The 24237-nt window shown below is 71.8% G+C and carries 20 protein-coding genes and 1 pseudogene; 7 read left to right on the top strand and 14 right to left on the bottom strand.

What is annotated here, in order from left to right; genetic code table 11:
• Positions 1–62 precede the first annotated feature (62 nt).
• The 3 genes from ACZ4VI_RS04805 to ACZ4VI_RS04795 all read right to left on the bottom strand — a co-directional run bounded on the left by ACZ4VI_RS04805 (position 63) and on the right by ACZ4VI_RS04795 (position 4657).
• Positions 63–848: an enoyl-CoA hydratase/isomerase family protein gene (locus ACZ4VI_RS04805; RefSeq protein ID WP_467996629.1), complete on the bottom strand. Its 786-nt coding sequence runs from the start codon at positions 846–848 to the stop codon at positions 63–65.
• Between the two features lie 9 nt (positions 849–857).
• Positions 858–3089: an acetate--CoA ligase family protein gene (locus tag ACZ4VI_RS04800; RefSeq protein WP_467996627.1), complete on the bottom strand. Its 2232-nt coding sequence runs from the start codon at positions 3087–3089 to the stop codon at positions 858–860.
• Between the two features lie 410 nt (positions 3090–3499).
• On the bottom strand, positions 3500–4657 hold the full coding sequence (locus ACZ4VI_RS04795; protein ID WP_467996625.1) for a flavin-containing monooxygenase: 1158 nt from the start codon (positions 4655–4657) through the stop codon (positions 3500–3502).
• A gap of 168 nt (positions 4658–4825) precedes the next feature.
• On the opposite strand from ACZ4VI_RS04795, the gene ACZ4VI_RS04790 reads away from it, so the two are divergent.
• Both ACZ4VI_RS04790 and ACZ4VI_RS04785 read left to right on the top strand, forming a co-directional pair.
• On the top strand, positions 4826–5275 hold the full coding sequence (locus ACZ4VI_RS04790) for a DoxX family protein (RefSeq protein ID WP_467996624.1): 450 nt from the start codon (positions 4826–4828) through the stop codon (positions 5273–5275).
• Complete coding sequence (locus ACZ4VI_RS04785; RefSeq protein WP_467996622.1) at positions 5275–5685, top strand: Zn-ribbon domain-containing OB-fold protein; 411 nt, start codon at positions 5275–5277, stop codon at positions 5683–5685. The genes ACZ4VI_RS04790 and ACZ4VI_RS04785 overlap by 1 nt, the downstream gene beginning before the upstream one ends.
• On the opposite strand, the gene ACZ4VI_RS04780 is transcribed toward ACZ4VI_RS04785, so the two are convergent.
• The 3 genes from ACZ4VI_RS04780 to ACZ4VI_RS04770 all read right to left on the bottom strand — a co-directional run bounded on the left by ACZ4VI_RS04780 (position 5661) and on the right by ACZ4VI_RS04770 (position 11721).
• On the bottom strand, positions 5661–7916 hold the full coding sequence (locus tag ACZ4VI_RS04780; RefSeq protein WP_467996621.1) for an FG-GAP repeat domain-containing protein: 2256 nt from the start codon (positions 7914–7916) through the stop codon (positions 5661–5663). The two genes, ACZ4VI_RS04785 and ACZ4VI_RS04780, sit on opposite strands and share 25 nt — an antisense overlap.
• Before the next feature lie 112 nt (positions 7917–8028).
• Positions 8029–9984 carry a serine/threonine-protein kinase gene (locus ACZ4VI_RS04775; RefSeq protein ID WP_467996619.1) on the bottom strand — a complete coding sequence of 652 codons (1956 nt, stop codon included), beginning with the start codon at positions 9982–9984 and terminating at the stop codon, positions 8029–8031.
• A 1107-nt stretch (positions 9985–11091) separates the two neighbouring features.
• Entirely contained in the window at positions 11092–11721 is a 630-nt protein-coding gene (locus tag ACZ4VI_RS04770) for an HAD family hydrolase (protein ID WP_467996617.1), read from the bottom strand.
• Between the two features lie 48 nt (positions 11722–11769).
• Here ACZ4VI_RS04770 and ACZ4VI_RS04765 point away from each other — a divergent pair, with 48 nt between their 5' ends.
• The gene (locus ACZ4VI_RS04765; RefSeq protein ID WP_467996615.1) at positions 11770–12168 is read left to right on the top strand and encodes an SSI family serine proteinase inhibitor; all 399 of its coding nucleotides are present in this window, start codon (positions 11770–11772) and stop codon (positions 12166–12168) included.
• 3 nt (positions 12169–12171) lie between these two features.
• Here ACZ4VI_RS04765 and ACZ4VI_RS04760 read toward each other — a convergent pair.
• The 5 genes and pseudogenes from ACZ4VI_RS04760 to ACZ4VI_RS04740 form a co-directional block, all read right to left on the bottom strand.
• Positions 12172–12318: pseudogene (locus tag ACZ4VI_RS04760) on the bottom strand (DUF397 domain-containing protein); the annotation flags it as partial.
• Positions 12319–12548: 230 nt separating this feature from the next.
• Positions 12549–14774: an FG-GAP-like repeat-containing protein gene (locus tag ACZ4VI_RS04755; protein WP_467996613.1), complete on the bottom strand. Its 2226-nt coding sequence runs from the start codon at positions 14772–14774 to the stop codon at positions 12549–12551.
• A gap of 148 nt (positions 14775–14922) precedes the next feature.
• The gene (locus ACZ4VI_RS04750; protein ID WP_467996612.1) at positions 14923–17172 is read right to left on the bottom strand and encodes an FG-GAP repeat domain-containing protein; all 2250 of its coding nucleotides are present in this window, start codon (positions 17170–17172) and stop codon (positions 14923–14925) included.
• A 154-nt stretch (positions 17173–17326) separates the two neighbouring features.
• Positions 17327–17842: a mycothiol transferase gene (locus ACZ4VI_RS04745; RefSeq protein WP_467996610.1), complete on the bottom strand. Its 516-nt coding sequence runs from the start codon at positions 17840–17842 to the stop codon at positions 17327–17329.
• A gap of 127 nt (positions 17843–17969) precedes the next feature.
• A complete protein-coding gene (locus tag ACZ4VI_RS04740; protein ID WP_467996608.1) occupies positions 17970–18389 on the bottom strand; it encodes a MarR family winged helix-turn-helix transcriptional regulator in 420 nt (139 codons plus the stop codon).
• Positions 18390–18441: 52 nt separating this feature from the next.
• On the opposite strand from ACZ4VI_RS04740, the gene ACZ4VI_RS04735 reads away from it, so the two are divergent.
• Positions 18442–19080, top strand: a complete 639-nt coding sequence (locus ACZ4VI_RS04735; protein WP_467996606.1) for a TIGR03086 family metal-binding protein — start codon at positions 18442–18444, stop codon at positions 19078–19080.
• A 53-nt stretch (positions 19081–19133) separates the two neighbouring features.
• Entirely contained in the window at positions 19134–19472 is a 339-nt protein-coding gene (locus ACZ4VI_RS04730; protein ID WP_467996604.1) for a hypothetical protein, read from the top strand.
• Here ACZ4VI_RS04730 and ACZ4VI_RS04725 read toward each other — a convergent pair.
• Together ACZ4VI_RS04725 and ACZ4VI_RS04720 are read right to left on the bottom strand one after the other, a co-directional pair.
• The gene (locus tag ACZ4VI_RS04725; RefSeq protein WP_467996602.1) at positions 19469–19891 is read right to left on the bottom strand and encodes a DnaJ family domain-containing protein; all 423 of its coding nucleotides are present in this window, start codon (positions 19889–19891) and stop codon (positions 19469–19471) included. The two genes, ACZ4VI_RS04730 and ACZ4VI_RS04725, sit on opposite strands and share 4 nt — an antisense overlap.
• 101 nt (positions 19892–19992) lie before the next feature.
• Positions 19993–20196: a cold-shock protein gene (locus tag ACZ4VI_RS04720; protein ID WP_003984261.1), complete on the bottom strand. Its 204-nt coding sequence runs from the start codon at positions 20194–20196 to the stop codon at positions 19993–19995.
• A 271-nt stretch (positions 20197–20467) separates the two neighbouring features.
• Here ACZ4VI_RS04720 and ACZ4VI_RS04715 point away from each other — a divergent pair, with 271 nt between their 5' ends.
• Positions 20468–21343 carry a menaquinone biosynthetic enzyme MqnA/MqnD family protein gene (locus ACZ4VI_RS04715; RefSeq protein ID WP_467996600.1) on the top strand — a complete coding sequence of 292 codons (876 nt, stop codon included), beginning with the start codon at positions 20468–20470 and terminating at the stop codon, positions 21341–21343.
• A 3-nt stretch (positions 21344–21346) separates the two neighbouring features.
• On the opposite strand, the gene ACZ4VI_RS04710 is transcribed toward ACZ4VI_RS04715, so the two are convergent.
• A complete protein-coding gene (locus ACZ4VI_RS04710; RefSeq protein ID WP_467996599.1) occupies positions 21347–22387 on the bottom strand; it encodes an alpha/beta hydrolase in 1041 nt (346 codons plus the stop codon).
• 162 nt (positions 22388–22549) lie between these two features.
• Between ACZ4VI_RS04710 and ACZ4VI_RS04705 the strand changes: the two genes are divergently transcribed.
• Entirely contained in the window at positions 22550–24214 is a 1665-nt protein-coding gene (locus ACZ4VI_RS04705; RefSeq protein ID WP_467996597.1) for a serine/threonine-protein kinase, read from the top strand.
• Positions 24215–24237: the final 23 nt, after the last annotated feature.

The raw sequence follows: 24237 nt of genomic DNA, 5'->3' as shown, positions 1-24237 counted from the left end.
ACATCCTCCATTGAAGCTGACGGCCCATCAGATGAGAAGGGCTATGCCCGTACCCGTATGCCTTAGCGGCCCTCGTACTCAGCCGTCCGCCGCTCCACGAAGCTCGCCACGCCCTCGTTCGCGTCCCGCGTCGTCATGTTGATCTCCTGCGCCGCCGCCTCCGCCGCGAACGCCGTGGCGCGGTCGGTGTCCAGCGAGGCGTTCACCAGCTGCTTCGTCAGCGCCAGCGCCCGCGTCGGACCCTGGGCAAGCCGCTCCGCCCACTCCCGCGCCGTCTTCTCCAGCTCCTCCGCCGCCACCACCCGGTTCACCAGGCCCAGTTCCCGGGCGTCCCGCGCCGTGACCGCGTCGCCGAAGAACATCAGCTCCTTCGCCCGCTGCGGCCCGATCAGCCGGGGCAGCAGATACGCCCCGCCCCCGTCCGGCACCAGCCCTCGCCGTACGAACACCTCGATGAACCGAGCCGACTCCGCCGCCAGGACCAGATCGCACGCGAACGCCAGATGCGCCCCGATCCCGGCCGCCGTCCCGTTCACCGCCGCGATCACCGGCTTCTCGCAGTCCAGTACGGCCCCGATGAAGCGCTGCGCCCCGAGCCGGATGGTCCGCGCCACGTCACCCGCAACCCGTTCCGCAGCGGTCGGCGAACCGCGCAGGTCCGCCCCCGCGCAGAAGCCCCGCCCGGTCGCCGTCACCACCACCGCCCGTACGTCCGGATCGGCGGAGGCGTCGGCCAGCAGCGCGATGATCCGCTCGCGCTGGTCCCAGGTGACCGCGTTCATCGCCTCGGGCCGGTTGAGCGTGATCCACGAGACGCCGTTCTCGACGGTGTGGAGGACGTCGGTCATCCGTGACTCCTATCGGCACACCGCGAGCGCGTCGAGCGCCACCGCGCCCTGCCCCCGAGGCAGCACCATCAGCGGGTTGATGTCCAGTTCGGCCAGGTCGCCGTCCAGCTCCAGGGCCATCCGCTGCACCCGCAGCACGACCTCGACCAGCGCGTCCACGTCCGCCGGCGGAGCCCCCCGTACGCCCTTCAGCAGTGCCTGCCCGCGCAGTTCGCCGAGCATGTCCCTGGCCTCCCGCTCCCCGAACGGCGGCACGCGCACGGCCGCGTCGTTCAGGACCTCGACCAGGACGCCCCCGAGACCCACCGTGACCGTCGGCCCGAAGAGCGGGTCGCGGGTCACGCCCACCACCATCTCGACGCCGCGCCCGACCATCTGGCAGACCAGGATCCCGTCCAGGTCCACGCCCTCGTAATGGGCGATGTCGGTCAGCTCCCGGTACGCGTCCCGCACCTGGCTCGCCGACGTCAACCCGACCTTCACCAGGCCCAGTTCGGTCTTGTGGGCGAGCTGCGCGCCCGACGCTTTCATCACCACCGGGTAGCCGACGAGCCCGGCCGCCCGGACCGCCGCCGCCGCGCTCGTCACCAGCTGCTCGCGCGGCACCCGGATCCCGTACGCCCGCAGGAGCTGCTTCGCCGCGTGCTCGCTGAGCTGCCGGCCGGGCCGCATCAGCGCCTGGGCCTTGCGGAAGGACGGGGAGGGGGTGCGGGGGGCCTCGTCGAAGGGGGAGCGGTAGGCGGTGGTGAAGCGGTGGTGATCGAGGTAGGCCTTCACGGCCCCGATGCAGTTGGAGAACGTACGGAAGGTGGCGACGCGCGAGGATCCGAGCAGGGTCTCGCGGTAGGCCGCCTCGGTCCCGACCGGCGAGCCCCACACCACGCACACCAGCTTGTCGGTGGCCTCGGCCGCGTCCACAAGGTCCTGCGCGAGCTTGTCGCTCATGGGCGGGAAGGGGCCGGTGATGGGGCAGATCAGGACCCCCACGGACGGGTCGGCGAGGATCGCGTCGATGATCTTGCGCCCCCGCCAGTCGCCGACCGGGTGCCCGCCGTTGTCGACGGGGTTGGCGACATTCAGGTACGGCGGTATCCACTGGTGGAGTTCCGCCTGCTTGGCCTCCGAGAGCGTCGGCAGGCGCAGCCCGGCCGCCGTGGCGAGGTCGGAGAAGTGCGCGCCGGTGCCGCCGGAGATCGAGTACACGACGACCCCGTCCGCGACCGGCTTGCGCGCGCGGGCCAACAGGGCGGCGGTGTCCTGGAGTTCGTCGAGCCCGTCGACGCGTATCACTCCGTACTGTCGCATCGCCGCGTCCACGACCTGGTCCGCGCCGGTCAGCTTCCCGGTGTGCGAGGCGGCCATCCGGGCCCCGGTCTCGGTCCGCCCGACCTTCACCGCGACGACGGGCACGCCCTGGCGGGCGGCGCGGTCGGCGGCGAGGAGGAAGGAGCGGCCGTCCTTGAGGCCCTCGACGTAACAGGCGATGGCCCCGACCTCGGGCCGGGTCGCGAAGTACGAGATGAAGTCGGCGGTCTCCAGGTCGGCCTCGTTGCCCGTCGGCGCCCAGTGGGAGAGCCGTACCCCCAGCTCCTGGAGGGTGTGGACGGGCCGGCCCTGGTGCCCCGACTGCGTGATGAGCGCGATCGCCGGCCCGTCGAGGTCCTCGCGGAACCGCTCGAAGGCGTTGAGGTTGGTGTTCGGGCCGAGGAGCCGGATCCCGGAGCGGCGTACGGCGTCGGCGAGACGTTCCTGCGCGGCGGCCCCCTCGCCGCCGGTCTCGGCGAAGCCGGAGGCGAAGGCGACGGCGAACTTCACCTTGGCCTCGGCGAGTTCCTCGATCACGGGGAGCGGATCGGCGACGAGGAGGACGGCGAGATCGACGGGTTCGGGGAGGGCGCCGACGGAGGGTACGCAGTCGATCCCGAAGACGCTCGTACGGGTCGGGTGCACGGGCACGAGCCGGGCGCCGACCCGCTCGGCCCAGGCGATGAGCTGCCGCGTGATCCCGGTGTTGGGCCGCCCCTCGGCGTCGGAGGCCCCGACGACGGCGACGGACCCGGGCCGGAAGAACCGGTCGAGGTCCGGCACGGGCGCGTACAGGGGCCGCCCGCTGACGTCCACGTCGCCGTCCACGGCGGTGACACCGTGAACGGCGGTCCCGGCCGCCCCGGAATGCTCCCCGCAGGCGACCACGCGGGCGCGGAGATCGGTGGTGAAGGTGCCGTGAGTAGATCCGAGCATCGTTCCGCCGCTCCCCTGCTCGTCGCTGAACAGTCTTGACCTGACGCACAGTCAGATTACAGAACTGACGTCCAGTCAGGAATGCACGCGCAGAACCGATCTGGGGCGGCCCCGCCCCGCCCCGTTGTGGACATACGTTCCGCTCCCCCGGCCCCCCGTTGTGGGCATACGTTCCGCAGGGGCGGAACGGGTGGGCACAACGGAACGGCGCCCTTGCGGGCGCCTCCGCCCCGTGCCCGTCCACCCCAAGGGCCCAGCACGTGCAACGCCCTCGGGCTGCGGGGGACCTTGGAGCGGACGCGCCCGCATGGGCGCCGTCCCGTGTGCCCACCCGTCCCGCCCCAGCGGGACGATTGCCCACACGGGGGGGTGGCGGGGGTTGGGGGAGGCTCCGTGGGGAGCTGGTTCGGCTAGTGGGCCGGCGACTTCCGGATCGCTCGCGCGATCTTCTCCGCGTCGAGCGCCATCTCGCGGAACATCCCGCTGATCGGATTCGTGAACCCCGTGAAGTACAGCCCCGGCGCCTCGCCCGGCGTCCGCGCGCCGTGCGTCACCGGACGCCCCCGCTCGTCCAGGACGCCGAGGTGCCCGACGAGGGGCTCCAGGCCGCGCCGGTAGCCCGTCGCCGCGATCACGGCGTCCGGCGTGATCGCGGAGCCGTCCGCGAGGACGACCTTGTCGCCGTCGAAGGACGCGACCGCGCCCACGATCTCCACCTTCCCCGCCCGCACGGCGTCGATCAGGCCCACGTCCTGCACCGGGATCGCCCCCTCGCGCACCCGCGAGTACAGCCCCGTGTCCGGCCGGGGCAGCCCGTGCTCCGACAGGTCCGGTACGGCGATACGGGCCATCAGCTCGCCCGCCTTGTCGACCAGCCGTACCGGCAGCCGCCGCACCAGGATGCCCGTGCGCTGGGCCGGCCACCCGGCCGTCGAGCGGCGCACGATGTGCGGCACCGTGCGCACCGCGAGCCGTACCCGCGCCGCGCCGCCCTCGATGAGGTCGGCGGCGATCTCGGCGCCCGTGTTCCCGGCGCCGACGACGAGGACGTCACGCCCGGCGTACGGCGCGGGGTCCCGGTACGCGCTCGCGTGCGCGAGCTCGCCGCCGTACGCCTCAAGGCCCGGCCAGTCGGGCAGGTGCGGGGTGTGGTTGTACCCCGTGGCGACGACCACGGCCCGCCCGGTGAGCCGTCGCCCACCCGTCGCGTGAAGCAGCCACTCGTCGTCCCCGGCGCGCTCGACGCGGGAGACCTCGACGCCGGTCACGATCTCCAGGTCGTGCACGTCGGCGTACTTCTCCAGGTACCGCACGACATCGGCGCGGGCGACCCAGCGCCCGAAGGAGCGGGGCATCGGGAGGCCGGGGAGCGCGGACAGCCGGCGGGTGGTGTGCAGCCGCAGCCGGTCGTAGTGGGAGCGCCACGAGGCGCCGACGGCGTCGGACTTCTCCAGGACGACGGCCCGGACGCCCTGCTCGCGCAACGAGGCCGCGACGGCGAGACCGCCGGGTCCGCCCCCGATGACGTACACGGGGTGATCGGGTCTGGAATGGGGGGTGTTGGTCACGAATGCTCAGCGTAACGGCGTGCTCACTTGTTGGGTCTCGGTCAAGAGGGGAATCGGTTGCGAAACGGTCACGCATGGGTGGGGTGTGCGGGGGTCTTGCGTAGAAGGGCCCCCGTCCGCTGAACTGACGTACCGTCAGATCAGTCTCGGGGAGGGCAGGTATCGACCATGCGGACCGTCTGGCTCACCGGCGCCGAATGGCTCGCCGTCCTCCGCATCGGCCTCGGCCTGTGGTGGCTGGAGAGCTGGCGCCACAAGGACAAGAAGGGCTGGTTCGAGCGCGGCACGGGCATAGCCTGGGCGGCGGACGTCGCCGGCAAGCACCGCTGGCCGTTCGTGAAGCGCGGCTTCGAGTCGGTCGTCGCCCCGCGCCCCAGACTGATGGCGTACGTCGTCGTCTACGCCGAACTGGCCCTGGGCCTCGGCCTGACCGTCGGCCTCCTGACCCCGATCGCCCTGGTCGGCGGCCTGCTCCTGAACCTGCTCTACCTCGGCCTGATGATCCACGACTGGGCCGAGCAGGGCCAGAACGCGATGATGGCGCTGATCTCGCTCGTCGCCCTCTTCGCGATCTCCTGGCAGACCTGGTCCCTCGACCACGCGATCGGACTCTTCTGATGACCGCCGCCGACCCCGACATCGACGCCTTCACCCGCCCGTACTGGAACGCGGCGGGGGAGGGCCGGCTGCTGCTCCGCCGCTGCGGCGCGTGCGGCCGGGCGCACCACTACCCGCGCGAGTTCTGCCCGCACTGCTGGAGCGAGGACGTGGAGTGGGAGCGGGCGAGCGGCCGCGCCACGCTCTACACGTGGTCGGTCGTCCACCGCAACGACCTCCCGCCCTTCGGCGAACGGGTCCCGTACGTGGCGGCGGTGGTGGACCTGGCGGAGGGGCCCCGGATGATGACGGAGGTGGTGGGGGTGGCGGAGCCGGACCTCCGGATCGGGATGGATCTGGAGGTCACGTTCCGTGCGGAGGGGGAGCTGCGGGTGCCGGTGTTCGGTCAGTACACGAACCGAGGTGACTGACCGAGGCTCTGGCTGGCGACCGAGGTGCGGGCTGCGAAGGGGGCGAGCCGGTCACCGGTGCCCTTGTAGAAGAAGAGGCTTCCCCAGTAGTCCTTCGGAGAATGTCCCAGCAGATCCGGCCGCCCGTCCCGGTCGACGTCGCCGATCCCGATGATCTGGGTGTACGTGTTCCAGCCGCCGCCGATCCGGGAGCGGCTCGTGAACGTGCCGTCGCCCCTGCCGAGGTAGAGCCAGAGCACGCCGTCCTTGTCGCGGGCGAGCAGGTCGCCTGCCGCGGCTCCGCCGATGTTGCCGGCGGCGGTGAGCTGGTTGTAGATACCCCAGCCGCCGCCGATCTTCTTGCGCGGCGAGAAGGGCGTGTTGGTGTTCCCCGTGCCGGTGTACAGCCAGAGGACCCCGGCTGTGTCGGTGGCCAGCAGATCGGGCTTCCCGTCGCCCGTCAGCTCGCTCCCGCCGACGACCTTGTCGTAGATCTGCCAGCCGCTGCCGATGAAGGTGCGGGGCCGGAAGGCGGCGCCGACGTTTCCGGTGCCCTCGTGGAGCCAGAGGCGCCCGCTGGTGTCCCGGGAGACCAGATCTGCGTGGGACGAGCCGCTCACGTTCCCCATGGGGACGATCTGGTTGTAGCTGTTCCAGCCCTCGCCGAGCTTCGAGGCCAGCGACTTGGTGACTTCTCTGGCGAAGACCTCGTGGCCGGACAGCTGGCCCGCACTGTCCCTGACGAGCAGCTCGGGGGCGCCGTTGTCGGAGTAGTCGCGGGCCACGGGCTTGCGGGCGACCGTGAACGCGCCCGACGACTCCACGGAGGGGCCGATGCCGTTCGCGGGGTCCGCCGTCATACGCCAGGTGTAGCCGCCGTTGTACGCGGCGGTGTAGTCGTTGCTGAATCTGCCGTCCCAACGGACGGCTATGGACCCGGGGCCGTAGGAGACGGCCGGGGCGCCGATCCTGGTCTTCCTCCCGGACACGGTGTGCGTCAGTTCGACGTTCACGGTGACGTTCTTCCGGCTGAACGTGAACGTGAGGGGCGTGACCGTACCGCTCTGGTCGAGGTCGATCACGCTCGGGCCGTCCTGGCCAAGCAGCTCGACCACGGTCGGCTCGCCCGTGGTCGCCACCAGGCGGGCGACCGGGTTGCCGTCGCCGTCGACGGAGACCTGGTAGACGCCCTCGCCCTGCTCCACCGTGCCGCCCCGCACCAGCAGGGTGCCGTCGGGCCCGGGAGTGGCGAACACGACGTGGTCCAGGAGTTTGACGGTGGTTCCGGTCTTCAGGGAACGCGCGGTCAGCTGGTGGAACGGGCTCGTGCCGGTGGAGTCGATCCCGTTCTTGACGGCGTACGTCACCCAGTCGCCCACCAGCCCGACCGTCGGGTAGAAGCTCCCAGTGGCCAGCTCGATGCGCTGGGCCTCGCCACCGCCGCGCGGGGCCACGGCCAGCGTCGCGGTGGTGCTGGTGGGCTTCTCGACCCAGGCCATGTACGTCGTCGATGCGAACGCCTCCGACGACGCGCCGACGTGGTCCGCCTCGCGGTCCTCGACGATCGTGTTGGTGGCGACATCCACCAGCGCCACGCGATCCTTGCGTGTACCGGACACGGCGGTCGTGTACAGGACGGTGACGGTGCCGGGCGTCCCCGCGCCGACACGGATGATCCCCGCGTCTGCGGGCAGCCCCACCTTCCGGTCGAGCAGCGTGCCCTCGGGCTTGCTGACGAGGTGAAGGTCGCTGCCACCGCTCGGCCTGCCGAGCGTCATGACCAGGGTGGAGCCCGCGACCCGCTGCACGCTGTAGCCGGCACCCAGGAGGCTGGTGTCGATCACCACGGGGTCGCCGCCCGCGGCCATGTCGTACAGCTTGTAGGTGGTTCCCTCCGCCAGAACGACGACGTCCGACATGGTGCCCACGTACCGAGCCCCGGGCAGCACGGTCGTGGCACCGTCCGCGTAGCGCGTCCAGCGATAGGTGACGGGGGTCGGGGAGCCGCTGGGGTTGCGCACACCGGTCAGGAAGCCCGTCGTGCCGGCACCGCCGAGGAGCGACTGCGGCGGCAGTGCGATGACGTCCTGCTGCTCGGACTCCGTGCCCACCACGGTGTTTTCGGCCTGCACGGCGGTGGGGGCCGCGGGGGCAGCGGTGGCCGGGGCGACGGCCAAGGCGCCGGCGGTGACGGCCAGGACGGCGGTGACCGCGGCGGCGAGCCGCTGACGGGAGCGGTGTGCGTGGGACAAGTGTGTTCCTTCGGCGAGAAGAACCGGGGCGCGGAACGCGCCATCCGTGATCAGACAGCCGAGGGGAGGTTTTGGTTGTACGGCTGCCTGACCACCGATCACCAGTCACCGGTCACACGGGGGAGATGTTCCGCCAGAGCTGGGTGGAGGCGCCCTCGCAGGCGTATGTCAGCACGTAGGCGCTGTTCGTCAGGCACTTCCCGTCGCCCACGTTCTTGATGGTCCGCCCGGACGACGTCGTCGTGCCCGTGCGCCAGAGCTGGGCCGAGGAGCCGTTGCAGGACGTGGGCAGGACGCCGTCCGAGCGGGCTTCGAGGCAGTGGCCCGTCTTCTTGTTGACCAGCTTGAAGCTGCCGCCCGAGCCCGACGCGAAGGTCCAGGTGTACGAGAGGGTGCCGCCGCCGCTGTCCTGGGAGCCGCACGGGCGGACGGCGGCGGTGTTGAAGGTGGACGTGAACTCGGCGAGGCAGTTGCCGTTGGACGCGTTCTTCAGGGAGTACGTCCCCGAGGGCGTGGAACCGCCGCCGCTGGTGGGCGGGGGCGGCGCGGGGTTCGTGGTCTTGGGGGTGGAGGGGGTGGAGCCGCCGCCCCCTCCGGAGTCGCCGGAGCCGCCGCCGCTCGCGGCACCGCCACCTCCGCCGCCGGGCACGGTGCCGGTGCCGGAGCCCGAGCCGGTGCCTCCCGCCGCCGCCCCGCCGCCCGCAGCAGCACCCCCCGTGCCGGGGCCGGGCGGTTGTCCCGAGGGCGATCCCGAGGCGGAGGCGGAGGGCGGACCGGAGGAGGGCGGGGAGGACGGGGGCGTGGTCGTAGGCGCGGGGGCTCCGGGCGCCGGCTGTGACGTGGTGGCGGACGGTCCGGACGCCGACGAGTCGGGGCCGCCCTGCCGACCGATCTCGTACGGGCCGAGGGCGAAGGTCAGGGTCGTGCCGGTGGCTACGACGACGGGGACGGCGAGCATGAAGAACCGATTCCGCCGCTCCCGTGGCTTCCCGGTCGCGGAGGGCCCGGTGGCGGCGGCCGCGTCGGGGCCTGCGGTCGCGGGCTCGTTCGAGCCCCGCGGAGCGAGCGCCACCGTCCCGATGTCCCCGGCCAGTTCGTCCGCCTCTTCCTCTCCGAGTTCGGCAAGCTGCTCGGCCGTGGGCGCCGTCGCGGCGAAGGCGGCACGCTCCTCGACCCGCGTCATGACGGCCGAGGGCCACACGGCGCCGTCCGCGTAACTGTCGGTGAGTTCGACGAGTTCGGCGGCCGTCGGCCGGGCCGCCGGATCCTTGGCGAGGCAGGACCGTACGAGATGCGCCAGGTCGGGGGCCGCATCCGCGAGGTTCCCGAAGTCGGGCTCCCCGTGGACGACGCGGTAGAGCAGGCCGGGCCCGGAGCCGTCGCCGAAGGGAGGGCGGCCGATCGCCGCGTACAGCAGCAGGCTGCCGAGCGCGAAGACGTCCGCCGCCCCCGTCAACTCCCGGTCGGCGACGGCCTGTTCCGGTGCCATGTACGCCGGCGTCCCGATGACCATGCCGGTCCTGGTCAGCCGGCTCTGGTCGGCGGCCCGCGCGACGCCGAAGTCGATGAGGGTCACGCCGTCCGCCGTGAGCATGACGTTGGACGGCTTGAGGTCGCGGTGCACCATGTCGGCGGCGTGTACGGAGCGGAGCCCGGCCGCCGCCTCGCGCAGCAGCCGCCACAGGGCCTCGACCGGCAGCGGGCCGCCGTGCAGGCGGATCGCCTCGTTGAGGGTGATGCCCGGGATGTACTCGGTGGCGAACCACGGCGGCTTCGCGGTGCGGTCGCTCGCGAGCAGCTTCACACTGGCCCCGCCAGGGAGCCGGGCGAGGTTGTCGAGCTCGTGCCCGAAGTGACTCAGGAAGTCCGGGTCCTCGGCCAGCACGGGCAGCACCCGCTTGACCGCCGCGAACTTCCCGGGCACGGCGCCGAGATAGACCCGCCCCATGCCGCCGGATCCGAGTACGCCGAGCAGACCGAACGCGCCGATCCGCCGCGGATCCCCCGACTCCAGGGGCATGGCCCCGCTGCCGTCCAAACGAGAGTTGTCTTCCAGTTCCCCCTGCATGCGGCACAGGATATCGGAGCTATCCTGCGATCTGAATGGTCACCAAGTCACGGAACCGGCCGCATGGTTGAGCGCGCATGGGTCGGGTGCGGGGCCCTGGGGGTCGACCAGGTTCGCAGGCTTCTGGCTCGGCCGCCCTCGTTCCGAGTGTGGCGACCTCCGGCGGCGCGTCAAGGGCGCTCCTTCGTCGCGTCGGCTGCGCCGATTCCGCTCCGCTCCACCCTTGACCCACCGCCTCCGGTCGCCCTTTCACACTCGGAGGGCGGCCGGGGGGCGTGGCCACGCGGAGCCAGGATGGTTCCTGGTCCGGGATCGGCGCGTGCGGGTGCGTGGGCGGTTTTGCGCGGCAGTGGAATGGGGCGGCCCGGCCCGGCTCAGCGGCTGACGGCGGGTAGGTGGCTGGGCCTCATGCCCCGCTGGTCACCGTCCGGTGGGGGGAGAATCCCCCCACCCCGCCCTTTCCCGGCCGTGTCCATATCCATGAGCGGCTCCGCCGCGGGCTGCCGGGGGGGGGGCTTGTGGGTGAACATAACTGCGCCATACTCGCGGTAACCCCACGCAGATAGCGGGCATTTCCGGCTGAACCGATCGGCGGGGCGCGACTTCGGGCACTTACGTTCACGTACGCATGCCTCACGGCACGGACCGACCGACGGACCCCAGACCACCGGCCCCGGCTCGGGCCGACACCCCGCCCACAGGCGCGCGGCAGGCTCCGACCGGCGGAGCGCGCCGCCCCGGGGAGCGGGACAGAAAGTGGCCCGAATCTCGCCCTACCCACCGGACGGTGACCAGCGGGGCATGCGCCCTCGCCGCCCGCCGGGCGCAACACGCCAAGCCGGGCCGGGCCGCCCCATCCCACTGCCGCGCAATCCACCCATGCACCCGCAGGCGCTTCACCGGGCCGGGAGTACGGACGGGCCCCGGCGCGCCGCCACCCCCCGGGCCGCCCTCCGAGAGTTTCATCGCGCCTGGAGGCGCCGGGTCAAGGGTGGAGCGAAGCGGAATCGGCGAAGCCGACGCGACGAAGGAGCGCCCTTGACGCGGCGGTGGAAGGCGCGACTCTCGGAAAGAGGGCGGTCCGCGCCAGAGACTCGCGAGGGACGGTCAGGACGACCGGGCAAAGGCCAGGATGCCGGGGGCTGCGCCCGACAAGGTCGGGAAGTGGCGGTGAGCGCCCGGGACGGCGGGGGCCGGAGCGTTCACCGACCAGACCGTCATCCCGGCGGCCAGCCCGGAGCGGACACCGGAGGGCGCGTCCTCGACCACCAGACAGTCGGCGGGGGAGGCGCCCAGGCGCTCGGCCGCCAGCAGATACGGGGCCGGGGAAGGCTTGCCCTCGCTCACGGACGCGGCGTCGACGATCAGGTCCGGCAGCGGGAGCCCGGTGCGCTCGAAACGGCCCCGGACGCGGTGCTCGTAGTTGGACGTGACGAGCGCCCAGGAGCCGGAAGGGAGGGCGGCGAGGAGCTCGGCGGCAAGGGGGAAGGCGCTGTACTCCCCGGTCCGTACGTCGTCGTCCTCCAGCTCGTGGAGCAGCGCCAGGCCCGCGTCGGGGTCGAGACCGGGCGCGACGGCGGCGAACGTCTCGACGGGCCGGGTACGGAGCGCGACCGCGTACACCTCGTCCCCGTCGAGGCCGTGACGGCCGGCCCAGGTGTGCCAGACGCGGCGCTGGTTCGCGACCGCGTCCATCAGGGTGCCGTCTACGTCGAAGAGGATGAACTTCCGGGTCATGTGGGTGGAGCCTAGTGACCGGTGGCAGAAGCCCTCGTTGGCCGGGTCATGAAGAGCACCCATGCATTCGCCCTGGCCACGGCGACCTTCGTCGGCCTGGGCCTCACGGGCACGGCGGACGCCGCCGCGCCGACCCCGGCCACCCGCATCCTCCTGACGATTACCTCCGAGGCGACCGGCGACATGGAGGAGGTCTACCTCGGCTGTCGCCCCACCGGCGGAAACCACCCCGACGCCGAGAAGGCGTGCGAAGAGCTCCACCTCGCGGGCGGCGACCTCGACAAGCTGACCGCCGTCGACCCCTCCGAGCGCGCCTGCCCGCAGATCTACGACCCGGTCACGGCGACGGCGATCGGCACGTTCAACAAGGTCCCTGTCAACTGGACGAAGACGTTCGCGAACGTCTGCGAGCTGAACGCGAAGACCGGTTCCGTCTTCGCGTTCTGACACTCACACGGTCGCGTACGAGACGAACGACGCCCAGGTGGCGGGGGTGACGGCGAGCTGGGGGCCGTCGGGAGTCTTGGAGTCGCGAACGTGGACGGTGGTGGGGTGGGCGGCGACCTCGATGCAGTTGCCGCCTTCTCCGCCGCTGTAGCGAGGGACTCATGTTGCGTGAGTGCCTGCGCCCGGTGATCCCATAGCGCTCGGCATAGGTGCGCGCCTCTTCTGGGTCTCCGACACGCGGGGCGACCGTGAACCGAGGCCCGTGGCGGTACCGGACGAGGGCGGATACGGGCTGCTGCTCGTATCCGCCCTCGCCGGCGCCTGGGGCGTCAAGGACCGCTGCGTCGGCAAGACGGTCTGGGCGACTGTGCCCATGCCGGTCAGAACAGGGTTACTGTCCCCGTTCCGAGCGGCTCCGGGTTGTAGACCTCCTGTCGCGAACCGAAAGGCGCGCGCCAGTCGCCAGTGCCCTTGTAGAGGGCGAGGGTCTCGAACGAGCCACCCATGACGCCTTGCACGACCAGGTCTGGACGGCCGTCCCTGTCGGTGTCGCCGACGCCGACGAGGTCGGTGTACCGGTTCCAGCCCCCGCCGATCTTCGTACGGCTCGCGAAGGTGCCGTCGCCCTTGCCGAGGTAGAGCCAGAGGACGCCGTCCTTGTCGCGGGCGACGAGGTCGCCGGCGGTGGCTCCGCCTATGTTGCCGGTGGCGGTGAGCTGGTTGTAGATGCCCCAGCCCCAGCCGATCTTCTTGCGGGGTGCGAAGGGGACGGAGGCGTTGCCGGTGCCCGTGTACAGGTACAGGTCACCGGCCTTGTCGGCGGCGACCAGGTCGGGGCGGCCGTCGCCGGTCAGGTCGCTGCCGCCCGTGAGCTTGTCGTAGATCTGCCAGCCGCCGCCGATCTTCGTACGCGGCGCGAACCCCTTGCCGGTGCCCGTGTGGAGCCACAGGACGCCGGTCCGGTCCCGGCCGATCACGTCGGCGTGCACGGAGCCGCCGATGTTCCCGGGGGCCGCGACCCGGTCGTAGGTGTTCCACCCCGTGCCGTAGTCGACCCGCTCGCGCTTCGTCGGGGTGTGGTACAGAGTCTGGCGCGCGTCGTAACCGACGAGCCGTCCCGTCTCGTCCCGGACGAGCAGATCCGGGGCGCCGCTGTCCGAGAAGTCGTGCGGGGCGGGCTTGTTGGCGACCTTGAGCGCGCCGGTCCTCTCCAGCGTCGGGCCGACGCCGTCGGTGGGCCGTGCCGTCATCCGCCACGTGTAGTCGCCGTTGTACGCGGAGGTGTAGTCGTCGAAGATGCCGGTCCAGATCGCCCCGCTGTAATGGGGCCTGTCCAGGAACGTGGGCTTGGAGGTCCATCGTTTCCCGGCCGCGGTGTGGGTCAGCTGGACCTGCACCTCCACGTTGCCCCGGTCGAAGGACCACCAGAACTCCGCGTCACCGCTCCCGAAGTCCACGACGCCGGGGACTTCCTTGAGCACCGCCCCGACCGCGGTGGGCTCGCCGGTGCTCGCCACGAGGGCGGCGACGGGGGTGCCGTCCGTACCGACGGAGATGCGGTACACGCCCTCGCCGTGCTCGGCCGTGCCGCCCCGCACCAGCTGCCGGCCGTCGGCCTCGCTGAGGACGACCCGCATGCTGTCCAGGAGCTTGACGGTCCGCCCGGTCGTCAGCGAACGGGCCGTCAGCCCGAAGAGGGGATTGGGCTGGGTCTGCCCGGCCGGGTTCACCCCGTATGTCACCCAGTCGTCGCCCAGCAGCTCGGCCCGGACGTTTCCGGATCCCAGGACGACGCGCTCGGGCTCGGTCGCAGTGTCGCCCCGCCGGGCCACCGCCAAGGTCACGGGTCCGTCGGCAGACCGCTCCGTCCAGGCCACGTGCGTGGCGGACGTGCTGGCGTCGCCCTCGTTGCTGACGACGGGGATGTCACGCTCCTCGATGACCGCGCCGGTGGCGACGTCCACCAGGGCGAGGTGCTTCCCGGGCGCGCCCACCGTGTTGTACGTGAGGATCAGGGTGTCGGGCGAGGACATGTCGTACTGGTAGACCCCGGCGTTCTCGGGCAGCCCGGTCACCTTACGGTCCAGAACCGTGTCCGCCGGCTTGCTGACGAGGTGGACCTCGGTGCCGCCGGCGGCGTTGGGCCTGCTCATGACGAGGGTGGAGCCGACCAACCGGCGGAGATCGGCGTTCGGGCCGAGGCCTGTGGAGTCGATCACCACGGGGTCGGCGCCCGTGCCGAGGTCGTACAGCGTGTGGACGCCCTCAGCCGACTTCACGACCAGGTCCGTCCGCAGGCTGCCCAGGTACGGGCCCGGGGGCAGCACGGTCGCGACGCCGTCCGAGTACCGCGTCCAGCGGTACTCGGTCCCCGCCGACGTCGCCAGGGTGGTCAGGAATCCCGACGGGCCTTGGCTGGCGAGGCGCGAGCCGGGCGGCAGCGAGATGACGCCCGCCTGCTGCTCCGCCGAAGCGGCGGCCGTCGTTCCGGCGCCGGACATCGGCGTCGTCGCGACGGCCGGGGTGGCCAGACCCGCCGCCGTGACGGCGAGTACGGCCGTGACGGCCGCGGCGAGACGTCGCCGGGGTGTACGAACGTGGATCAAAGGGGTCCCTCCCCCAGAAGTGCGCGTGCGGCGGTGATCCGCCGTTGCGGGTGGGACTCGTGGGGTGGGCGAAGGGTTGTACGAAGAGAGGAAGAACGGGGTGCCGACACGCTCATCGGCCCCCGCCTCCCCCGGCGGTCGGCGTCGGTCAGGCGAAGTGGTTGTACGTGCGCACGGCGTTGGCGACCACGCCGATCATTTCGCGCGAGCGGAACGGCGCGCGCCAGTCGCCCGTGCCCTTGTAGAGGACCGGGCCATGGGGTTCGGCCGTGTTCACGGCGTACAGGTCCGGGCGGCCGTCGTGGTTCGCGTCGCCGACACCGAGGAGGTGGGTGTACGCGTTCCAGCCCGCGCCGATCCGCGTACGGGACGCGAACGTGCCGTCGCCCTTGCCGAGGTACAGCCACAGGACTCCGCTGCGGTCGCGGGCGAGGAGGTCTCCGGCGGGGGCTCCGGCGATGTTGCCGACGGCGCTGAGCTCGTTGTAGATGCCCCAGCCGTAGCCGATCTTCTTGCGGGCCAAGAAGGGCGAAGTATGGCTGCCGGTCGCCTTGTAGAGCCAGAGGTCTCCGGCCTTGTCGGTGGCGACGAGGTCCGGGCGTCCGTCGCCCGTCAGGTCGCTGCCCCCGGCGAGCTTGTCGTACGTGTTCCAGCCCGCGCCGATCCTCGTACGGGACGTGAACGTGCCGTCGCCCTTGCCGAGGTACAGCCACAGGACTCCGCTGTGGTCACGCGCGACCAGGTCGCCGACCGCCATCCCGCCGAGGTTGCCCGTGGCCTCGATCCGGTCGTACACCTGCCAGCCGGCGCCGATGAGTTCGACCGGGTTCTGGTCCAGGCGGTCGAGAACGGCGCCGTAGAACGTGTCGCCCCTCCACAGCCGTCCCGACGTGTCGCGCGTGAGAACGTCGGGGGAGCCGTCGCTGTCGTAGTCGTGCGGCGCGGGCCCATGGGTGACTGTGAACGTGCCGGAGGCGCGCAGGTTCGGGCCGATGCCGTTGAGCGGCTTGGCGTCGATCTGCCAGGTGTACGGGCCCGAGGTCGCCCCGCTCCACTGGCCAGGCGTGCCGTTCCAGGCAACGTCTCCCGCCCAGTCGAAGTAGGCGCGGTGTGGGTCCTCGTAGCTCACGGAGAGGGGGTAGACGTCCTCCTTCCGCGTCTCGCCGGTGCGGGTGTTGCGCAGGGTGACGGTCATGATCACGTTGATGCGCGAGAGCCGCCACTCCAGCCGCGCCCGGCCGCCGTTGCGGCTCAGGTCGATCGTCGCGGGGATGCTGTGCCCGAGCAGCGTCACCTTCGTCGGCTCACCGCTCGCGGCGACCTGCGCGACGACCGGCGCCCCGTCTGCGCCGACGGAGATCCGGTACAGGCCCTCGCCCTGCGCCACCGTCCCGCCCTGGACGGTCAGCGTGCCGTCCGGACCAGCGAGGGCGGACTTCACGTGGTCGAGGAGCTTGCGGGTGGCTCCGGTCGTCAGGTCGCGGGCTGTGAGCGCGTACAGCGGCTGGGGGTTGTGCTCGAGGAGGCCGCCGGTCTGCGCGTAGACGACCGAGTTTCCGACGAGGCCGATCGCGAGGTCGCCCGCCGCGCCCAGCGGGATGCGCTGGACGGCGCGGGTCGCGCGGTCGAGGACGACGAGCGTCTTCATGTCGACGGAGGTCTGCTCCACCCACGCGACGTGGGTGGAGGAGAGAGCGGGCGCCCCGCTGACACGGATCATCTCGCGGGTCTCGGTGACCGTCGCCGTGGCGAGGTCGAGCAGGGCCCAGTGGTGCGTGGCGGCCGTTCCCGTACCGATGGCGTAGCGCAGCAGCGCGTGTTCGCCCGCGACGCCCGCGACGCCCACGGAGGTGACGTTCGGCGGTAGCCCGGTCACGTCGCGCTGTGCCGGGGTGCCGTCGGAGGCATTGTCGAACAGGCGGAGGTCCTTGCCCCCGCTTGCGTTGGTCGCCCTGACGAAGAGCGTCGAGCGGACGGCTCCGGCGTACTGGGCGTTGCCGCTGAGGGTGCTCAGGTCGACTGTCAGTACCTGGGTGTCCGTTGCCATGTCCCGGAGGGTGACGATGTGGCCGGTCTGGTGGAGCACCGCGTCGGAGTCGCGGGAGCCGAAGACGACGGTCGCCGACAGGTCGGTGGTCGACCCGTCCGCGTAGCGCGTCCAGCGGGGCCGGAGGGTTGGGCCTGTGCTCCAGGTGAGGAAGCCCGTCCTGCCCGCGCTCACGAGCTGGCCGTCGAGCGGGAACGGCACCACCGCTTGCTGCTCGGCCCCGGCGACGGAGGCCGGAGCGGGTACCGGCGCCGGGTCGGCGGCGACCGCCGGGGCGGTGCCCAGGGTCGCGGCGAGCGCGACGGCCACCGCCAGGCCGAGTCTGCGGCGCGGGACATGAGTGTGGTGCATGGACGGACGGCCCTCCCCTGAGGCGACCGCGCGCACACCGATGGCAGCGTGCGGGCGGTCGGAAGACACGGAGGCGGCCGGAGGTTTCCCCCCATCCGGATCATCGCCTCGCGTGGACTGATCGCCGGAGAATAGCAACCCAGGCTGACACGCGTCACGATCTTTCGCGCCGCTCCACCACCCCCCGTACGTACGCCGCCTGGCCCGCGTGCTGGTTGTCCTCCGCGATCACGCTCACCAGGCGTACGCCGAGCGTGACCGGCGGGTCCCAGGCCTCGTCCACGACGCGGTCGAGGTCCGCGTTGGTGAGGGCTCCGAGGTGTTCCAGGGAGCGCGCGTGGACGGCGTCGTAGTAGCCGAGCAGCAGCTCCGCCGGGGCCCGGACCTTGGCGACCTGGCTGCTGGAGTGGCCGAAGCCGGTGGCGCGTGCGGAGAAGGGCAGTCCGAAGCGGGCCTTCCAGCCGTCGGACGTCCAGAGCTGCTCGGTCCCGAACGCGGCCGCGATGTGGTCGTCCTGGATACGGGTCAGATGCCAGACCAGCCACGCGATCGAGTTCGCGTCCTCGTCGATCCGTACCGTCAGTTCGTCCTCCGACAGCCCCTCGACGGCCTCGTGCACGGCCTCCTGGACGCGGCCGAACGCGTCCACCAGCAGGTCGGCGCTCCTCATGTCCCTCAACTCCTCGCTCGGTGTTCCCCTCAGTGGGCCATCGAGGAGGTCCGGGTGCGGTCAGAAAGGCCGGGGAGGCGGGCGGGAGCCGGGGGAGTTCACCTGGTCGGTGGTCAGGGGGAGGTCGTCAGGGGAAGGTCGTCAGCGTCCGCAGGGATCGGACGAACGCCTCGCGGTCCAACGCCGGGAGGCGGGACAGGAACCGCTCCTCGCCCTCCTGGATCGCGGCCTGCACCGTGTCCCGCAGCTCGCGGCCCTCGCGCGTGAGGGAGAGCAGGCGCGCGCGGCGGTCCTTCGGGTCCGGGAGGCGGCGGATCAGGGCGCGGGTCTCCAGGTCGTCGAGTACGGCGATGATCCGGGTCTTGTCGGCCCGGATGGCCTCCGCCAGGGCGGCCTGGGTGCGGATCGGGGTCTCGTCGAGGTGCAGCAGGACCGCGTACGCCCACATCGTCAGCCCGTGGGCGTCCAGGACCGGCTGCTCGGCGGCGATCAGGGCGCGGCCGAGCGGCACGACCATCGCCGCGAGATCGGGACGGGGCTCTTCCATGGCCACGAAAATACCCGTTGACAATTCGTACGCGTGAGCAGATCGTAAGCTCATGCGTATCTATCAGGATCGTACGGAACGTGCCGACACGTTCGACCGGTTACGCGACCTCCACGCGCGCGTGGTCCGCGACAGCGTCACCCTCGTACGCCGCGTCACCCCCGGGGACCTCGCCCGGCCCACCCCCTGCGCCAGCTGGAACCTCGCCGATCTGCTCGCCCATATGACCGCCCAACACCAGGGGTTCGCGGCCGCCGCACGCGGCGACGGGCAGGACCTCGCCCACTGGTCTGTCCACCCAGCGACCGTCACCCGGTACGCCGAGGCAGCCGACGACGTCCTTGCCGCGTTCGCGGCCCTGGACGCGCCCGACCGCCCCCTCGCGCTGCCCGAGTTCGCGAGCGACCGGACGTTCCCCGCCGACCGGGCCGTCGGCTTCCACTTCATCGACTACGTGGTTCACGGCTGGGACGTCGCCCGCGCCCTGGATCTCCCGTACGACCCCGCCCCCGACGTCCTGGCGGCCGCCCTCCCCATCGCACGTGCCGTCCCGGACGGCGACTTCCGCCTCGCCCCCGACAGCCCCTTCGCCCCGGGCCTCGCCACGGAGCCGGGCGCCGACACACTGACCCAGATCCTCGCGGCGCTCGGCCGCTCCCCGGACGGGCCCACCGGCGGCACCGCGTGCTGAGATCCTCGTGGACGCCGGGTCGGGACGACGGACGACCGGGCGACCGCGGTCAGGTGCTGGTCAGCGTCACCGACTTCACGCTCGACCGCCTCACGGACCTTCCCGGCGTCCACCGTGCCGCCCGCCGGCTCGCGGCGCGCTGGACGGACCTCGAGGGGGCGTACGGGATGTGGCTCTGGGCGCTGCCCACGGCCCGTCGCTGCGGTGCCGTCGCCGTCTGGCGCGACGAAGCCGCGCTGCGAGGCTTCGTCGCCTGGCCGCCGCACGTCGAGATCATGTGCGCGTACCGGGGGCGGGGCGCGCTGGCCTCGACCACGTGGGAGGCGGAACGCTTCGATCCGGGGGAGACGTGGGCCCGCGCCCGCGCCCTTCTCCGGCCGACGACCGGCTAACTGTCCGGCCGCGCCGCCCGCGCCGCCCGCACCGCCCGCCACTCCGCCAGCACCGTCTCCACGTCGAACGGCTTCAGGTTCAGGGGCGGGCCGGCGGGTGGGCGGGACAGGGCCTCGGCGATCTTGGTGTTGATCTCGCCGAGGATCCGGCGCACCTGCGCCTCCGAGGCGGCCCGGTCGACCGCCTCCCGCGCGTCCTCGGCCTCCTTGCGCAGGGCCAGCGCGGGCGGGAGGACGGACGCGCCCTCGTGGTGCATCTTCTTCTTGATCCACCACAGCGGGTCGTATGGGGCGCTGTCGTCCGCCAGCGGTCTGCCGAAGCCCGGCAGGTTCCTGAACTCGCCGCGCTCCGCAGCCTCGCGGATCTGCTTGTCCACGAATGACTCGAAGCTGACGCCGGGCGGTTTGCGTTCGGTCATATGTCCAGGCTAAAAGGCAGGAGCCCTGCTCGTGCCCGAAGGCACGGAGCAGGGCTCCTTGGGTACTTCTCTAGCCGTGCGCGATCGCCGGCCCGGGCAACTTAGACCGGGGTGACGTTCTCCGCCTGCGGGCCCTTCGGACCCTGCGTGACGTCGAAGTTCACCTGCTGGTTCTCCTCCAGGGAGCGGAAACCAGAGGCGTTGATCGCGGAGTAGTGGACGAAGACATCCGGGCCGCCGCCGTCCTGGGCGATGAAGCCGAAGCCCTTTTCAGCGTTGAACCACTTGACGGTTCCGGTAGCCATAAGCCCTCCTTGGGCCAAAGGGTTGCCCTGCTCCAGAACCTGCAAACAAGTCTGAAAACTACAAAAGCCTGCGGGTCACATGCTCCGCAGGCTCTGTACTGCAAGGGAAACCAAACTGCAACTTGCGGTGAGCGTAGCACGCAGTGTGCGCGTGGCACTAGAGGGAAAGATCACGTCACCCACACGTTTGACGCGCTTCTCATGTGCTGACGTGACGCGCCACGCGCGCCCCGGCGATGTCCACCGTACGAGACGGGTCTAGCCTCGCGATGTGGACAATGCAACCGATGACCACCAGCGCAGCCGGCCCCGCGTCGGACACATCCAGTTCCTGAACTGTCTCCCCCTCTACTGGGGGCTGGCCCGCACCGGAACGCTCCTCGATCTGGAGCTGACCAAGGACACCCCGGAGAAGCTCAGCGAACGGCTGGTGGGGGGCGGCCTCGATATCGGGCCCATCACCCTCGTCGAATACCTCCGCAACGCCGACGATCTCGTCGCCCTGCCGGACATCGCCGTGGGCTGCGACGGCCCCGTGATGTCCTGCGTGATCGTCTCCCAGCGGCCCCTGAAGCAGCTCGACGGGGCGCGGGTGGCGCTCGGGTCCACCTCCCGTACCTCCGTACGGCTCGCGCAGCTGCTGCTCGCCGAGCAGTACGGCGTACGGCCCGACTACTACACGTGCCCGCCCGACCTCGGCCTGATGATGCAGGAGGCGGAGGCGGCCGTCCTCATCGGCGACGCCGCGCTGCGGGCCTCGCTGCACGACGCCCCGCGGCTCGGGCTCCAGGTCCATGACCTGGGGCTGATGTGGAAGGAGTGGACGGGGCTGCCGTTCGTCTTCGCGGTCTGGGCGGCGCGCAAGGACTTCCTGGCCCGTGAGCCGGAGACCGTACGCGAGGTCCACGAGGCGTTCCTGGCCTCGCGGGACCTGTCGCTGGTCGAGGTCGCCAAGGTCGCCGAGCAGGCCGCACGCTGGGAGTCCTTCGATGTCGACCTCCTGGAGCGGTACTTCCGGACCCTGGACTTCCGCTTCGGGCCCGAGCAGCTGGCGGGGGTACGGGAGTTCGCCCGCCGGACCGGTCCGACGACCGGTTTCCCGGCGGACGTACGGGTCGAACTGCTCGGCGCCGCCCTCCGGAGGTGACGGTCAGGGGGACGGGACCGGGCCCTGCATGTGCCGGCTGATCCAGGTGATCGAACCGTCCCCCATGCCCTCCACATAGGTCTTCGCGTTGTGCCCGCCGCCCTGGATGACCTGGAGGCGGGTCTTCACCGGGCCCTTCGTGTAGTCCTTCATGAACTTCTTCAGGCGGCCCGTCCCGCCCTCCTTCGTCCCGATCTGGAACGCGAGATAGACCCGGTTCTTCTCGGTGTCCGGCTTCGCGCCCAGCGCCTTGGCCAGCTTCTCCGGGTTGTTCGCCTGCCGCTCGGCCTCGTGCCCCGCCCACAGCGGCGAGTCGGGCACGGTGTCCGGGCCGGACGCGATGACGGCCTTGAACCTGTCCGGACGCTGGAGTACGGCCTTGAGTCCCGCGAACGCGCCCGAGGACGAGCCCATGAATGCCCAGCCGTCACGGGACGCGAACGTGCGGAAATTCGCCCGGACAAAATCGGGCACGTCCTCGGTCAGCCAGGTGCCCATTTTCGGCTGCCCCAGTATATCGCTGCCGTCGTAGTAGTACGTGTCGTCCGGGTTGAGCACAGGCATCACGACAATGAACGGCAGACTCTTTCCCTCCTGCGACCACGTACTGATGCTCGACTGGAGTTTGAGGTCCGTGCCCATCCAGTAATTCATCGGATAGCCGTTTCCGCCGGGCAGGGCCACGAGGACCGGGAAGCCGCTGTCCGCGTACTTCGGGTCGAAATACTGCTTCGGGGCCCACACCCACACCTTGCCCGTGAAACCGGACTTCGCGCCCGCGAGCGTGGTGACACCGATCTTGGTGCCGTCCTCCAGGGTGTTGGCGGTCGTGAAACTCGCCTTGGGGCCGGTGGGGAGAACCGTTTCGGGGCCCTTCCGCGTGCCCGTCCGTGTGTCCTTGTCGCCGCCCTTCGCCCGCGGTGCCGCCGTCGATTTCGGGGTGTCGAACGTGACCGGCGCGCCCTCCTCGGAGCAGCCGGTCACCAGTGCGGCCGCCGCACCGAGGGCGAGGGCGGCGGCGAGGAACCTGGGGAGGCGGGGCATGGGGCGACTCCGGGTGTTTAGGGCGCGTATCGGGCACGGCGGGTGATTACGGAAGGGAGGAGGGGTGTGGTGGGCGATCGGTTGGCTGGGTACGGTTCCGAATCGTGGTGATCCGGCCCACCCAGGGCGGGGGCGCCGAACGCGGGGGAGACACGGGGAGACATGCAGCCGCTCGACGCAGGGGAACCGAGGACCATCGGCGCCTACCGGCTTCTCGGCCGGCTCGGTTCCGGCGGGATGGGCCGCGTGTATCTGGCCCGCAACGAGGGCGGCAGGACCGTCGCCGTGAAGATCGTGCACCCGCACTTCGCCCAGGACGAGCAGTTCCGGGCGCGGTTCCGCCGCGAGGTGGAGGCCGCCCGCCGCGTCGGCGGCCGGTGGACGGCGCCCGTCCTGGACGCGGACCCCGAGGCGCCCGTTCCGTGGGTCGCGACCGGGTACGTCGCCGGGCCGACGCTCGCCCGGGCCGTGGAGGCGGTCGGCCCGCTGCCCGAGCACACGGTACGGACGCTGGGCGCCGGCCTCGCCGAGGCGCTGGCGGGCGTGCACGGGCTCGGCTTGGTCCACCGCGACGTGAAGCCGTCCAACGTGCTGGCCACCCTGGAGGGCCCCCGTCTCATCGACTTCGGCATCGCGCGGGCCACGGACGGCACGGCGTCGCTCACCGCGAGCGGGGTCTCCATCGGCTCGCCCGGCTACATGGCGCCCGAGCAGATCCTCGGGCACGGCGCGACCGGCGCTTCCGACGTCTTCTCGCTCGGCGCGGTCCTCGCGTACGCGGCGACCGGCGCACCGCCCTTCCCCGGTGACACCTCGGCCACGCTGCTCTACAAGGTCGTCCACGAGGAGCCCGAGCTCGGCGCGCTCGCGGGGGAGCTGCGGGAGCTGGTGACCGCCTGCCTCGCGAAGGACCCGTCTGCTCGCCCGTCCCCGTACGCGCTCGCGTCCGCGCTGGCCCCGGCGGGTGCGGCGGCCCTGGTGTCGGCCGGCTGGCTGCCGAGCCCCCTGGTGGAGGAGATCAGCCGGACCGCCGTACAGCTACTGGAACTCGACGCGGGCGTGGGCCCGGGACCGCTCCCGGAGCCGGGCGTCTCGGGACCCGTGCCCTTCACGGCCCCTTCGGTGACCGGACCGCCGTCCGGTGTGTTCGGTCCTCCGGTCCTGGCTCCGTCCGACCGCCCCACCGCCGGGCCCGGCGTCTTCGGCCCTCCGATCGCCGACTCCACGGGCCCCGCCACCGACCCCGTCGAAGCCCCGGGGCGTCGGCGGCAGGCGACCCTCTCCCTCGCCGCCGGGCGGCGCGTGAGCTGCTCCGTCGCGCTCGCCGTCGCCGGTGCGCTCGCCGCCGTGACCCTGGGGGCCGGGTTCCTCTTCGACCTGGTGCCGGGCGGGCGGAAGGACGCCGACGCGGGCAAGACCAGCGGGTCCACGACGAGTCCCCCCGCCGCAGTCGTGCCCGGCCCCGTCCCCGCCCCCTTCCTCGGCACCTGGACCGGCCCCACAACCGAGCGCAACGGCTCCCCGCACGGCGACTTCACCGCCGTCGTCACCCAGGGCAAGGCAGGCCAGGACGTCGTACGCACCACCCACACCATCAGCCTCCTCGGCACCACCGTCAGCTGTCACGGCATCGGCAAACTCACCTCCGCCACCGACACCGAACTCCGCATCGCGGACCGCACCGACCCCGACCGCCCCGGCACCGCGGGCCTCTGCACCACCGGCAGCTCGTCCTTCACGCTGACCCGCAACCCTGACGGCACCCTCGACTACCGCTCCGAAGAGGACGCGGCCGGCCGCCCCACCGGCACCCTGCGGAAGCGGTGAGAACCCCTGGCGTACGCTGGTTC

The organism is Streptomyces sp. NPDC029169 (genome assembly GCF_055563935.1).
Note: the sequence above shows the minus strand (reverse complement) of the source record. Positions and strands in the feature narration are given on the sequence as shown.